The 12,504-nt window shown below is 61.5% G+C and carries 14 protein-coding genes and 1 pseudogene; 5 read left to right on the forward strand and 10 right to left on the reverse strand.

Annotation, left to right across the window (positions count from 1 at the left end):
* Nucleotides 1-1,080 precede the first annotated feature (1,080 nt).
* Together HAP41_RS49690 and HAP41_RS49695 are read left to right on the forward strand one after the other, a co-directional pair.
* Complete coding sequence (locus tag HAP41_RS49690) at nucleotides 1,081-1,233, forward strand: hypothetical protein (RefSeq protein ID WP_414643412.1); 153 nt, start codon at nucleotides 1,081-1,083, stop codon at nucleotides 1,231-1,233.
* A 72-nt stretch (nucleotides 1,234-1,305) separates the two neighbouring features.
* Nucleotides 1,306-1,464: a hypothetical protein gene (locus HAP41_RS49695; RefSeq protein WP_166107226.1), complete on the forward strand. Its 159-nt coding sequence runs from the start codon at nucleotides 1,306-1,308 to the stop codon at nucleotides 1,462-1,464.
* Between the two features lie 26 nt (nucleotides 1,465-1,490).
* Here HAP41_RS49695 and HAP41_RS49700 read toward each other — a convergent pair whose 3' ends face one another.
* The 4 genes and pseudogenes from HAP41_RS49700 to HAP41_RS49715 all read right to left on the reverse strand — a co-directional run.
* Nucleotides 1,491-1,736, reverse strand: a complete 246-nt coding sequence (locus HAP41_RS49700; RefSeq protein WP_166107227.1) for a hypothetical protein — start codon at nucleotides 1,734-1,736, stop codon at nucleotides 1,491-1,493.
* A 23-nt stretch (nucleotides 1,737-1,759) separates the two neighbouring features.
* Complete coding sequence (locus HAP41_RS49705; protein WP_166107228.1) at nucleotides 1,760-1,981, reverse strand: hypothetical protein; 222 nt, start codon at nucleotides 1,979-1,981, stop codon at nucleotides 1,760-1,762.
* 1,017 nt (nucleotides 1,982-2,998) lie between these two features.
* Nucleotides 2,999-3,664, reverse strand: a complete 666-nt coding sequence (locus tag HAP41_RS49710; protein WP_166107229.1) for a helix-turn-helix domain-containing protein — start codon at nucleotides 3,662-3,664, stop codon at nucleotides 2,999-3,001.
* Between the two features lie 93 nt (nucleotides 3,665-3,757).
* Nucleotides 3,758-3,890 (reverse strand): annotated as a pseudogene (locus HAP41_RS49715) (SulP family inorganic anion transporter); the annotation flags it as partial.
* A gap of 171 nt (nucleotides 3,891-4,061) precedes the next feature.
* On the opposite strand from HAP41_RS49715, the gene HAP41_RS49720 reads away from it, so the two are divergent.
* Together HAP41_RS49720 and HAP41_RS49725 are read left to right on the forward strand one after the other, a co-directional pair.
* Nucleotides 4,062-5,405 carry an IS1380 family transposase gene (locus HAP41_RS49720; RefSeq protein ID WP_166053720.1) on the forward strand — a complete coding sequence of 448 codons (1,344 nt, stop codon included), beginning with the start codon at nucleotides 4,062-4,064 and terminating at the stop codon, nucleotides 5,403-5,405.
* A 324-nt stretch (nucleotides 5,406-5,729) separates the two neighbouring features.
* Nucleotides 5,730-6,482, forward strand: coding sequence for an outer membrane protein (locus HAP41_RS49725; RefSeq protein WP_166107230.1), 753 nt, complete (start codon nucleotides 5,730-5,732; stop codon nucleotides 6,480-6,482).
* Nucleotides 6,483-6,763: 281 nt separating this feature from the next.
* Here HAP41_RS49725 and HAP41_RS49730 read toward each other — a convergent pair whose 3' ends face one another.
* Complete coding sequence (locus HAP41_RS49730; RefSeq protein WP_224581098.1) at nucleotides 6,764-7,273, reverse strand: Spy/CpxP family protein refolding chaperone; 510 nt, start codon at nucleotides 7,271-7,273, stop codon at nucleotides 6,764-6,766.
* Between the two features lie 429 nt (nucleotides 7,274-7,702).
* On the opposite strand from HAP41_RS49730, the gene HAP41_RS49735 reads away from it, so the two are divergent.
* A complete protein-coding gene (locus HAP41_RS49735) occupies nucleotides 7,703-7,909 on the forward strand; it encodes a cold-shock protein (RefSeq protein ID WP_166107232.1) in 207 nt (68 codons plus the stop codon).
* A 124-nt stretch (nucleotides 7,910-8,033) separates the two neighbouring features.
* On the opposite strand, the gene HAP41_RS49740 is transcribed toward HAP41_RS49735, so the two are convergent.
* The 5 genes from HAP41_RS49740 to trbF form a co-directional block, all read right to left on the reverse strand.
* Complete coding sequence (locus HAP41_RS49740) at nucleotides 8,034-8,885, reverse strand: autoinducer binding domain-containing protein (RefSeq protein ID WP_224581099.1); 852 nt, start codon at nucleotides 8,883-8,885, stop codon at nucleotides 8,034-8,036.
* Between the two features lie 330 nt (nucleotides 8,886-9,215).
* Complete coding sequence (trbI, locus tag HAP41_RS49745) at nucleotides 9,216-10,511, reverse strand: IncP-type conjugal transfer protein TrbI (RefSeq protein ID WP_166107234.1); 1,296 nt, start codon at nucleotides 10,509-10,511, stop codon at nucleotides 9,216-9,218.
* 13 nt (nucleotides 10,512-10,524) lie between these two features.
* Nucleotides 10,525-10,989: a conjugal transfer protein TrbH gene (trbH, locus tag HAP41_RS49750; protein ID WP_166107236.1), complete on the reverse strand. Its 465-nt coding sequence runs from the start codon at nucleotides 10,987-10,989 to the stop codon at nucleotides 10,525-10,527.
* A 4-nt stretch (nucleotides 10,990-10,993) separates the two neighbouring features.
* Nucleotides 10,994-11,818: a P-type conjugative transfer protein TrbG gene (gene trbG / locus HAP41_RS49755; protein WP_166107238.1), complete on the reverse strand. Its 825-nt coding sequence runs from the start codon at nucleotides 11,816-11,818 to the stop codon at nucleotides 10,994-10,996.
* 17 nt (nucleotides 11,819-11,835) lie between these two features.
* Complete coding sequence (gene trbF, locus HAP41_RS49760) at nucleotides 11,836-12,498, reverse strand: conjugal transfer protein TrbF (RefSeq protein ID WP_166107241.1); 663 nt, start codon at nucleotides 12,496-12,498, stop codon at nucleotides 11,836-11,838.
* Nucleotides 12,499-12,504: the final 6 nt, after the last annotated feature.

Below are 12,504 nucleotides of genomic sequence, written 5' to 3' on the forward strand. Positions count from 1 at the left end.
GCAGGGGCGCTGAGGCCACTAGGCGGTGCAGGCGGGGGTGATGGCGGTGGTGGAGTTTCCGCGGCGGGTGCCGCAGCAATGCAGTCGCCCGCCCAGATCTTGGTGCCCCTGACCGTGCCGACCAGTTTGCAACCCATTGGCGCTTGCGGCCTGATCTGAACGGGCGGCCTTTTAGCCGCCTTCGGGGGAGCGGCTTGTGCAAATGCGCCGGTCGTAAAGAGCAGCGCGATAAGTCCGATTAGCGGTTTCATGGGTAGGCCCGTTCTAGGGCGTCTTCCATGATATTTTCCCCACTGCCTCAAACATCGGCTTTCAAGCTTAATGCAACCCAAGGGCGCGCGAAAGCCGCCCCGGGAGGGGCTTTTGGCTGGGCTGGCGGGGAGATCCAGTGCCATGCCGACAAAAGTCGCTAACCCCAATGGCTAATGGCGCGAAGCTGCGTTTTGATGCAACCTGACGATGCTGCCTATACCGCGTGGGCGGCGCCGAGTGGAAGCATCCCTGGCTTCTTTACCTGAAGAAGCCAGGGAATCGCTGAGGCACCCTTGTGGCTTGAGCGCGATCAAGAAAGCGACGCGATTAAGTTGCTGCGGCGCATCCGCCATTTTCCGGCATCGATCGGCGGGGCACAGGTCGTAGCTCCGCCTCATTCTTTCGCTGACATGGTCAGTAAGTCAGCGCGGGACGCAGGCGCGCGGGCGACTGCGCCCGGAGTGAAGCGCTTGCACCGCCAGCCGCGATCGCGCTCCTCCGGGCTGCGCTTCGCGTTGCAACCGCCGCTTTTCGCTACGGTTCTCCGTTGAATAGCTCAATACGCGGCGTAGCGTAGGGAAGCGCCACACTGGCCCGCCGCCCAGCGAGGCGTTGCCCCGGCTCGGCCGCCCACGGCCCCCAGCCAGCCGGGCTGGGGCAGCCGGCTCCATCGACTACGAAGATTAGGACGGTGCCAAAGCAGCTCAAAAACCTGCGCGTAGCCCGCCAGCAATATGATGGTGGATACCGATCTCAGCGCAGCGCAAACGGCTGAAATACTCCTCGGGCTGATTAGTGCAGCTCAGCGCTCAGGAGAGCGAGATCCGGATGCTGCAGCGGGCCGGCGTCCCGACGGCATCCGCTGAACTGCTGCTCGTCCGGATGCGAGCCAAGGTCGATAATCTCTGTCGGGAGCGGGATGCCCTCAAAAAGGCTGCCACTGGGCAAGCTACCCACCCGATCGAGATCCAGCGGACCTGAGAGCTGGTTCACACTCGCCGAAGCTGCCCTCGGCTATCCTCGTCACGCCGCTTACTCTCGAGGAGACCGACGATGATCGCATTCGCCAAAGTGCTGTTGCGTTCCGCGAGCGTGGACGTCGGCGGCTCCGATGGGCTCAAGACCATCATGATCTTTTGCGGCGCAGGCCTTTTGCTCTCCCTTCTTGCGGCGATGACCTATGGCCTGAACCTCGCTGCAGACTTTTTCTGAAGGTCTGGCCGCCGCGCTGCACATCCCTATCCTTCCTTCAGCACCGCCTTGACCTCACCTGCCGACCAGCTTTCGCCCTCGGCGATCGCCCGCACCTTTGCGTCTCCGCCGACCAGCAGGTGAGAACTGAGATCATCGTCAGCCGGCATGACGACGATTTCCGTCTCGGGCTTCCAGTTCAGCGTCAGATCGAGGTCGCCGGGAAATATCTTCCAGCGCGAGCCATCGTCGAGCTCGACGATGTGGCTCTCGGAATGAGATCTGATCTTCACGGCGCAGCCCAGGTGCTCGCGCGCTACTTCTGGCCCGAGGGAGCCTGAGCGTTCGAGTTGTTCGGGTTCTGCTTGTTGGCTTCGTGATATCCGACGACGCATCCCGCCGCCGCGCCGAGCTTGCCATGGCCGGCCATGTGGCCAGCGACACCGCCGACGATGGCGCCCTTAATGCATCCCTTGGCTTCCGCCGGCGACGCGAAGGCGAGTGCGGTCAGGCAGGCTATTGCCAATATCGTCTTCATGGTTCCTCTCCGAATTTATGCCTCTTCGGGAGATCAAGTCGCCTGACGGAGGGCCGTTCCGCTCTGGACGGCGGATGGTCGCCGAAAATCGTGAACATGCCGGCGAGGGCGCGACGAATTGCGCGGCTTTGCGCCACCCCGTGCACTGCGCACACGGTATTGTACGACCTTACCGAGCCTATCAGATCGCATTCCCTGAAAGATATGCTTCAGGACGCATCGGATCTGGCCGCGATGGCCGAGGCTTTGAGCCAGTCGGCCGACTACCGAGTGTTGCGGCGCCTGATACCGCGGGCCGCGTCCCAGCCGACCATCGGGCAGGTTGCAAGACCAGCGTCCTAGTGGACACCGAGACGACCGGCCTCGATCACGCCAGAGACGAGATGATAGAGCTCGGGATGCTCAAGTTCGACTATACGCCGGACGGGCGGATCGTCGGCGTCCGCGACACCTTCTCCGCCTTCCACGAGCCGAGTGGTTCTATTTTCGGCGGACGTTACGGCACTCACGGGCATCACCGCCGAGATGGTGGCCGGTCACAGATTCGACGATGCGGCCACCGCGACCTTCGTAGACGATGCAGTCATCGTCATAGCGCACAATAGCGGGTTCGACAGGAAGTTCGCCGAGCGCTACTGGCCGGTGTTCGAGCACAAGGCCTGGGGCTGCAGCATGAGTGAGATTGGCTGGCGCAAACACGGCTGCGCGGGTGCTCAACTCACTCCGCGGCAGGCAACGTATGCAGAGCTACCTGGGTTAAACTTTGGCGGTTCTTGCATTCGTATTTATGGCCAGACTTTGATCGGGAACCGACAGTATATTGCGCCTCGATAAAAGCTTCTCGTCGACATCCAGTAGGCGAGGCAGGTCTGAACCCGGTCGAGCTCGTTGCAGCCGACGAGTCTGCGCCGGAAAGAGCGCGCCAAAAACATACGCTTCAGCAGGACATCGACGGACGAATTGGCGTGACCGTACAAAGTCAGCTCGCAGCACTTGAACGTTGCCGTGCTCGCACGATCAGGCGTCGAGCTGCACAAGCGCTTCCCGATCCAGCAAAACGAGTTGACGCTGGGTTTGTCCATCGAACCTTAGCATCTTATCATCACGCAAGATCGAAAACGCGCGCGACACGGTTTCGAGGGTCAATCCAAGATAGTCGGCGATGTCGCGGCGATTCATCGGCAAGCTCATGACGTTCGGATGAGCAAGCCGCTCGTCCATTTCCAAAAGGAATGCGGCTAACTTCTCGAGCGCCGTCTTTCGTCCTAGCAGAAGCATGTGGTTCTCGGCGTGCTGAAGATTGCGCGTGACGAGGTTGAGAAGGCTTGCCTGGCCCGGCTCCCGCTGCGCAATCGTATCGAGCAGGCTGCTTCGGCTCGTGATGCGAACATTGGCCTCAGTCACTGCTTCGGCGGTGAAGCGGTGAATTATCCCATTCTCAAGCCCGAACATATCACCCGCGAGATGGAACGAGTTGATTTGCCGGCGGCCATCGCAGAGCATCTTGTAGGTCCGGATTGTACCAGAGACGATCTGGTAGACGTACTCGGCCTCCTCTCCCTCCCCAAATACTTCCATCCCTCTGCGATAGGTAAATTCGCTACAGATGATCTGCTGGCCGGCAAGGGCCGCCAATTGCCCATCAACCGCAGGGCGGCTCACTGTGGTAGTCCTGATCAACATCGCAGAACTCCGTACAAAATGGACGTGGCAGTGAACTCGGGAACTTTAGGCAACGGGCGCATGAGCGCACTTGATCTGGCGCAATTCAAAGCAGCCTACCGTGCCGGCCATCATCAGCGAGATCGCGGAAGTCCGTCCGACGGCAAGCTGACGCGAGGGACCCAAGCAGCGCATAGCCGAGGCTGCCCAGCATATGACCGAAGATGCCGACCTGCGGCGGCAAGCCTCATAGGGGGTATCAAGATTCGGCAATGGCAATTCTTAAGTCGGATTAACCCGTCTTATTCGTCAGAGGGCGCCTGAGAGGCTGGCGAGCGTGGTGTAAAGCGCTGATGCGGCGTAGGATTCGGTTGCAAAGCCAACCCCATCACCTTCAGCCGCGAACACCACGCCCGCCATGACCGACGATACGATTCTGCCCTTCTCGTTTCCAGCCGTTCACGCCAAGAAAGTCACAGCTGCCTTCGATGGCGGTCGGCTGACCTCGAACGGGGGCGTGATGCTTCTGGCGATGGCCGAGCGGCGTCTCGGCTTGGCCGACAATTTGGCCCGGGTGTTCCCGGATCGGCGCGATCCGACGCGGGTCGTGCACAGCCTGGTCGATATGTTCCGCGCGCGCATGTTCGCGATCTGCTGCGGCTACGAGGACGCCGACGACCTCGATCATCTGCGGTCCGATCCCGCATTCAAGCTGGCCTGCGGACGGCTGCCGGACACGGGTCGCGATCTGTGTTCCCAACCGACGCTGTCGCGCCTGGAGAATGCTCCGCGCCTGCGCGACGTGATCCGACTGACCTACACTTTGGTCGACGCATGGATGGATAGCTACCCGCGCGAGCCGGCATCCGTCACGCTCGACATCGATGATACCTGCGATGTCGTCCACGGCCATCAGCAGCTCTCGCTGTTCAACGCTCATTATGACGAACGCTGCTTCCTGCCGATCCACGTCTACGACACGGAGAAGAGCCGGCCCGTGGCGGTCGTGCTGCGGCCCGGCAAGACGCCGGGCGGCGTCGAGGTGCGTGCCCATCTGCGCCGCCTGGTACGGCATATCCGGACGCGGTGGCACAACACGCGAATTACGTTCCGTGGCGACGGGCACTATGCCCGGCCGGAGGCAATGGCGTGGTGCGAGACCAACGGCATCGACTACATCTTCGGTCTGTCCGGCACCAAGCCGCTCGCCAGAAAAGTCGACGCGGTCGCCGACGACATCCGCACGCGACGCGCCATCGAGAACCTGCCGGTTCTGCGCGGCTATACCGAGACGCGCCACAAGGCAAAGTCCTGGGATCGCGAACGACGCACCGTCGCCCGTATTGAGGCGACGATGCTCGGCCTCGACATCCGCTTCGTCGTCACCAGCCTCGATGTCGGCTCGGCCGAGTGGATCTACGACAGCCTGTATTGCGCGCGCGGCCAAGCCGAGAATCTGATCAAGCTGCATAAGACGCAGCTCGCCTCCGATCGCACCAGTTGCCGTTCGGCGCTCGCCAATCAAGTCCGCCTCGTTCTCCATACCGCCGCTTATTGGCTGATGCTGACCGTGCGCGACGCCATTCCCAAAGTCCGGGAATTGGCCACTGCCGAGTTCGCGACGCTGCGTCTTCGGCTCTTGAAAATCGCCGCCCGGGTTGTCGAGACCAAGAGCCGCATTCGCCTTGCGTTCGCCGCGGCATGTCCCGAAGCCGACCTGATCCGCAGCTTGCCCGGCGCGCTGCTGCCGCTCGGTCCTTGACCGGTGGGGCGTCCGCCCGCGTTCACCCAACCCATCCCTCAAGCGCGTTGCAAAGTACCGGTCGTCAGGCGGTGAAAAGCCGAAGGCAATCCTGTGCGCCTCGTCAGCGGAGGTGTGCGGATGCACCAGTCGGACCAAAATACCGCGCTCTCACGAATAGGGCGGGTTAATAGCTTGTCCTCGAACTTGGCCGGCGAGTGTGGCTTCGCCGCTACAGCCTACCGGCAGCATCTCCCCTACAATTAGAACTGGAATAGTGAAGCAGGCGCTCCTGCCTGGCCTCAACGCTTCGGGGACAACTGAAGCGGACTGGGAGAAACACATATGAAGAAGATTTTGATTGGCGCGATGGCGCTGAGCCTGTCGGTACCGGCAAGCGCGGCGGATTTGGCGGCCCGTCCCTACACCAAGGCGCCTCCGCCGATGGTGGCTCCGATTTACGATTGGAACGGCTTCTACATCGGCGCCAACGGCGGCTGGGGCCAAAGCCACAACTGCGTAGATTTCGTCACTGCTGTGGGGACCGTCGCGAGCGGCTGCGGTGATCGTTCCGGCGGCGTGGCCGGTGGACAAATTGGATATCGCTGGCAAACCAATCAGTTCGTATTTGGATTGGAAGCTCAAGGCGATTGGGCCGACATCAAGAACACGCGCGTGAGCCTTTTCGATCCGACGCTCTCGACCACCGCGAAGACTGATGCAATCGGTCTCTTCACCGGCCAGCTCGGTTGGGCCTGGAATTCGGCGCTGCTCTACGTGAAGGGCGGCGCTGCTGTGACCAGCAATCGCCTGACCATATTCGACAACACCACCGGGATCGGTTTGGTCTCGGCGGATAGCACGCGCTGGGGCGGCACCTTGGGTGTCGGCTTTGAGTATGGCTTCGCCCCCAACTGGTCGATCGGTGCGGAGTACGACCATCTGTGGATGGGGCACGCAAATAACTCCTTCTCGGTGGCCGATCCCCGCCTCGCTACCGTACTCAACGACCGGATCAGCCAGGACGTGGATATGGTCACCGTGCGCTTGAATTATCGCTTTGGCGGCTACGGCGCTCCGGTCGCGGCGAGATACTGACCTTGTCCTAATACTTTTCTCCAATCCAATTAGGCCGGCATCTCTGCCGGCCTTTTGTTGGAGAGAATATGTCTGAAAGATCATCTCCCAGATCGCCAATCTGGCCGGCCAAAAGCCGTCACGAGGTGGCCGACTACATCAATCTGGCCTTTGAGACGTCGGGCATCGCCGAAATTGTCAGGGCACCGGCGCGCCATCAAATGCGTTGATTCCGGATTGCGTGTATCGACGATCGTCGCGGACCAAAACTTGTTGCTCCGCGACGCGTCACGCCAGGTAGTCTAGTCGTCGTCATCTTCGGTTTCGATCTGATGTTCAATCGCATCTCGCATCCCGCGCATCGCCGCGTATGTCGCGAATGCCATCCTCTTCTTCTGGTCCGGTGTTAGCGTCTTATAAAGCGGTTCCCACGTGTCGGCGAGCTTCTTGAGGTCAACCGCGCGTTGACTCAGTATTTCTGCTCGACGTTGCATAAGTTCGACCGGATTGCGTTCACCAATCGCTTCCATTGGGCTGCTATCGCGCAGTTCGGCCACCCGCTCGAAGCGGACTTGTCGGTTCTTCGCTCTCGCACGGATGGCCCCTTCCACGGGCGGCCAGTATTTTTCCTGATCGGGCGTAAGCTGCAAGGTGGCCTTGATCATGCCGACGCGCGCATCCGTCAAGGCGTTGAGGTCGGCGGCGCTAGGATGCCCCATTCCTACCGTGGAAGAGGTCTCCGCTGCGTAGGCAAGTGTTGATGCTGTTAAGAGAACTGCGGTTGCTGCAAAGGCTATCGTTCTGATCCTCATTGCAAACTCCTGGGTCTCGTGTCGTTCGCCCCCCAAGCAGAAGGCCATAGGAGTTCTGAAGCAGATTGATTTGGGTCAAGTAGACCCTCACTTACCGGCGAGTTCCGCCGGCTGTCGACTCGGACGCTCGAAAGCAGCAGGCGCAGACCTGACCGGCAAACCGCGGCTCGATGTCGGACAGCCCGTCCGGCCAGCGGTCAGCGTTCAGTAGTGCAATGTGACGCTTGCAGTGGCAGTAGGCGCGATGGCCCGCGATCGATCAGACGTTGTCCAATTCCATGTCGCCGAGAACGATGAACCGCCCGGGGGCATCCCATTCGATGCATGGCACCAGACGGGTGACAAGCTGAGCGATCAACACCGGTCGGCTTGCGGGAATGGTCCAAGCTGATTTACTGTCAACGCGATTGCTTAAGTAGGAGACGGACGGTGGCGACAGGTGTTGTGAAGTGGTTCAACGCGACCAAGGGGTTTGGCTTCATTCAGCCGGATGACGGCGGTCAAGATGTTTTTGTGCACATAAGCGCGGTTGAGCGGGCTGGCCTCTCAGACTTGCGTGAGGGGCAGAAAGTCTCTTACGAGGTCAAGGTGGATCAAAGGCGTGGTAAGAGCAGCGCAGAAAATCTGCGTATTTGATCTTGTGTTGTAGGCACCTGATTCTCGGCCCCAGCCTCAGTCGGGCGCCCACTCGAAATGGTCCCACTGCGTTCACAGCGCTGGGGGCCGTTTCATCCTATAGATCCAGGGGCGCAGGATGCGGTCAGATCAGGCCGAGCTTCGTCGCGAGTGCCGTGGCTTGGGCGAGACTTCCCGCATCGAGCACCTTGCGGGCGTTGTTGAGATGAAAATTCACGGTCGCGAACGACATATTTTCGAGGGTGGCGATCGACTTCATCGGCTTTCCCTCAGCCGACCATTTGAGGCAGAGGGTCTGCTTGGCCGTCAGCTCGAAAGTTGGCTGCGCGGTCGGCTTCGCATTGTGCTCTTCAAGCTTGGCATGCAGGAACGCGACCGCCGTGACGGCGGCGATCTGATCGATATCCTTATCGAGGGTCAAGGACGGTTTGCTCGATGCGAGCGTCAGCATCGACATGTGCCGGCAGGCCGTCCGTATCGGGATGCTGATACCCGATCTGATCCCGAAGTCGCCGGCCTCGGAATAGAAACGCCGAACCTCCTTCGTTTCCGAATGGCGGGAGCCTCCGGAGCACCAGGTGAATGGGCGCAAAGTCGTGCTGGCGGTTTTTACGACCGGATCAATCGTCGTGTAGTCGCTGTCGAAATAGTGCTTCAGCCACTCCGGCGAATAGTTCGAGTAGGCATAAGTTCTGGATGGCTGGATGTAGAGATAGGCGTAGCAGTCAAAGCCCAATTCCTCCACGAGATCCGGCAGCGCGTCCCTCAGAACTTCCTGCGTTCTCGCGGCAGAAGTGACGTCCGTCAGTCGCTGAAACCAGGTTTTTAGGTCCATTCTCCTCGTATCCATTATTTCTCTGAAGACTTCTTTCTGGCGGCGAGCACCCGGCTCGATTCGGCGCAGGACGCAGTGATGGTGAGATTGATGTCTGGTGGTGGTGCCGGCTGTGAACGGTAAAAGCTGGCGATCTTCCACGCCACACAACGATTTTCGCTGCGCCGCTTCTTGTGCACATTGTCGCGAGGGTTCAACGTGAAGCGCTACGCGGTTCGGTTCACCGCGAGATCCTCATGACACATCGTGGACAGATAGATTAAGTTGACTCGCCAACTCGGCGAAGCTCCTGTTTTCGTGGTTATGACGTTGGTGCATAGGCGTCGTTCCACTCTCCTCGCGTCTCATGCAGTCTGACGTAGCTTGTTGTTTATAATTGGCGCAACAAATGCGAAAATGTAGAGGCCGGATTGCAGAAACTGGTGGATCGAGCATCGCGATCGATGGCGGCTTCAGTCGCATTGCGTGTGATCAGCCCCGATAAGCGCCCGGGAACACGATGTCCTGATCGACAAGGACGTTGAACTGATAACCGGGGCGAATCTCCAGCGTCGGCTGCACGTCGAGGTTCTTGTTGATGGTGCGCTCGGCGACGCGGCCGAAGGTTTCCGCAAAATTCCGCCTTGCGGCGTCCGACGCGGTCTGCTGCGTCGCGAGCGTCGAGCTTTGCGGGGCCGCCATATCCATGCCCGTGCCGATGATCGCGAGCAGGATCGCGGAGCCGAAGGTCTTGAAGTAGTGGTTGTCGACCTGGTCGGTGAAGCCGCCATAGCCTTCCGCGTCCGTTCCGGCCATGCCGCCGATCTGGAGCGTCGAACCGTTCGGGAAGATGATGTCGGTCCAGATGACGAGGACGCGGCTCTGGCCGAAGGAGATCTTGCTGTCGTAGCGGCCCATCAGTTTCGTGCCTTGCGGGATGAGCAGGCGGTAGCCAGTGGCGCTGTCGAAGACGTTCTGGCTGACCTGAGCGGTGATGCGGCCCGGCAGATCGGAATTGATGCCGGTGATCAGCGTCGCCGGGATGACGGAGCCGCGCTTCAGCTCATAGTAGGAGCGCGGGGGAACGACCTGGTTCGGCAGATAGCCGAGCTTGGCGAGGTCGGAGTTGAAAAAAGTCTCCTTCTTCGCTTGCCCGTTGGGATCGAGGTTCTGGCCGTTGAGCCCGGTCAGAAGCGCCAGGCTGTAGAGGTCGGTCGGCGAGGATGAGGCCGGTGTCATCGCACCCGGTTTCGCCGGCGACGTGGCCGCCGACGCAGCCTTAATCTTCTGCGTGTCGATGGCGAGCGGCGAATCCAGCGCGATGTTGCTCGCCTGCAGACGCGCCATTCTCTGGCGCTGCCGCTCCCGGAGGAGCTGTTCCTGTCCTTCGCGGGCCAGACGCGCCCGCCAGGCTTCTTCGGATTCGAGTGCGCCGCCCCTCGGCTCGGCGACGGCAGGCTGTTGCGGGACGAAGGGATTTTGCGGGGCAGGTTTCGGCTCGGGCGTCGGCGCCGCGGGCGGAGGCTGTTGGCCGTCGCCGATGAGGCCGTCGGCAACGCCGCGCTTCATCTGATCGGCGAAGGTCGTGGCGGGCGCGCCGCCGATCGAACCCGTGTCGGACGTTGAGCGGAATACAAGTCCCCGCGAGGTCAGTCCGTAGAAGATCACCGCGAGGAACACGATGCCGAGCACGGCCGCGGCGATGATCGGCAGGCGGTTGAGACGGCGAATGTCCTTCGGCGCGCCCGTCCCGCCGGAGCCGCCGCCGAGCTGCAGAGATTGGGTCATGCCTCCCCTCCCCTCAGCTGCGCTTCATCACCGAGACCGGGCTTGCCGGCAGCGCGCTGGTCGCGGTCGTGGAATAGACGCGACCGATCTCGATCGATCCGGTCGAGAGGCGGGCGAGCATCTGTCCGTCCATGGAGGCGAGCACATAGGCGAGCCGGATGGCTTTAGGATCCTTGGTGTCCTGATCGGTCGTGACCGCGTAACCCCAGCCCCGCAGCGAAGTCTCAAGGGCCGAACCGAAGGCGGAGCCGTCGGGCTTTAGGACAATCGTCGCCTTTCCCTGGCCGATTTGTTCGGCAAGGCGTGGAACGAGATCACCGGCGACGGCCGAAGCAGCGGGGGCCAAGAGTTCGGCTGGGGCGGTGCTGGCAACGAGTCCGCCGGTTCCGAAAGTCGCGCATCCGGAAAGAAGGGCGGCCGTGAGGAAGAAGGCGGCCGCGCGTGCCGGGCGAAAGGTGGAGAAGAAAGGGCGGATCATGCCGTCACCCTCGCCTCTGGATCGTGATTTTTTCCTGGCTCCAGCCGACGCCGGAGACAAGGATGGCCCTGTCGACCGCATAGTCGACGATCATCATGTTGCTCTTCATCCGATAATTGACGATGCGGTTCTGCCCGCCCGAGACTACGAACAGGACCGGCGCGTCGCGCGAGGCGACCGACTCCGGGAACTGGATGTACGTCTTGGTGCCGTCGCTATAGACTTGAGTCGGCCGCCAGCCCGCGCTGCCCGAGACCGAATAGCTGAAGTTCAATTGCTCTGCCGGCACGCCGGCGCCGCCCGTCTCGATCCGGGCGTTCACATCCGCCAGGCGCGAGGACACGTCCTCGGGATAGTCGAAGCCGACCCGCGCCATGTACTGCGTGGCGTGGGACTTGAGCTGGATGTGATAGGTCCGTCGCGACGTCGTCACCACCATGGAGGTGACGAGGCCTGGCTCGGTCGGCTTGACGATGAGGTGGATCGCCTGGCCGCCCGTCGCGCCGGAGGTCGCGGGCTCGACCTTCCAGCGCACGGTGTCGCCGACGAGCACGTCGCGCACGACCTCCCCGCCCTCCAGCTCGAGGTCGCAGACCTGCAGCGGTGAGCAGACAACAGATGGCTGCACTTCGCCATAGAGGAAGATCACCTTGCCATCGGCGCCGCGCGTCACGAGCCCGGTTCGGCCGCGCCATTGGCCGGAGATATCCATCCCCTTCGCTTCCTTCCGGTTGAGGCTCTGGGCATCGGCGCTGTGGAGGCCGGTGATGGAAACGAGGGCGGTCGCGATCAGAAGGGCCGCCCGGAATGTTGGTCTTGTTGCAGTCATAGGTAAGGGCGCGCCTTTCAGATCTGAGCGGTCCAGTCAAAATCCTTGAGGTAGAGACCGATCGGGTTGAGCCGGATCACCGCCTCATCCTGCGGCGGGATCAGCACGACGCTGGCCACGCCCCGGAAGCGCCGGGTCGCCACTTCCTTGCCCTTGCGGTCGCGCTCATACTCGGTCCAGTCGATCTGGAAGGACTGCGGCGACAGTGGCACGACATTGTTGACCTCGATCGCGACCGTCGCGGTCTTGGCCTTGTCGAAGGGAGAGCTCGAGCGGAACCAGGCGTTGACCTTTTCGGTCGCGGGGTCCGTCGTGCGCAGCATGGCGTAGACGCGGTCGATATATTGCTTCTGCACCACCGTGTCCGGCGTCACCGATCGGAAGTTGGTGATGAAGCCGGCGAGCGTGGCGCGCACCACGCGCGGGTCGGCGTATTCGATCTGGGCCGGAAAGCCCGCACTTACGGACGAACCGAGCTTGTCGACCTCGACGATGTAGGGAACGAGCTTGACCTTCGTGCTCTGGTAGAGCGCATAGGCCGTACTCATGAGCGCGAGGCCGAGGCTCGCGATCCCGACAATGCGCCAGGCGCTGGCGGCCTTCACATAGGAGCCGTAGCGCTCGGTCCATTCCTGCCGTGCGGCGATATAGGGATTTTCGGGACTGTTGGGGGAGGCCAAAACGCG

The sequence above is a fragment of the Bradyrhizobium barranii subsp. apii genome (assembly GCF_011516635.5).
GTDB lineage: Bacteria > Pseudomonadota > Alphaproteobacteria > Rhizobiales > Xanthobacteraceae > Bradyrhizobium > Bradyrhizobium barranii.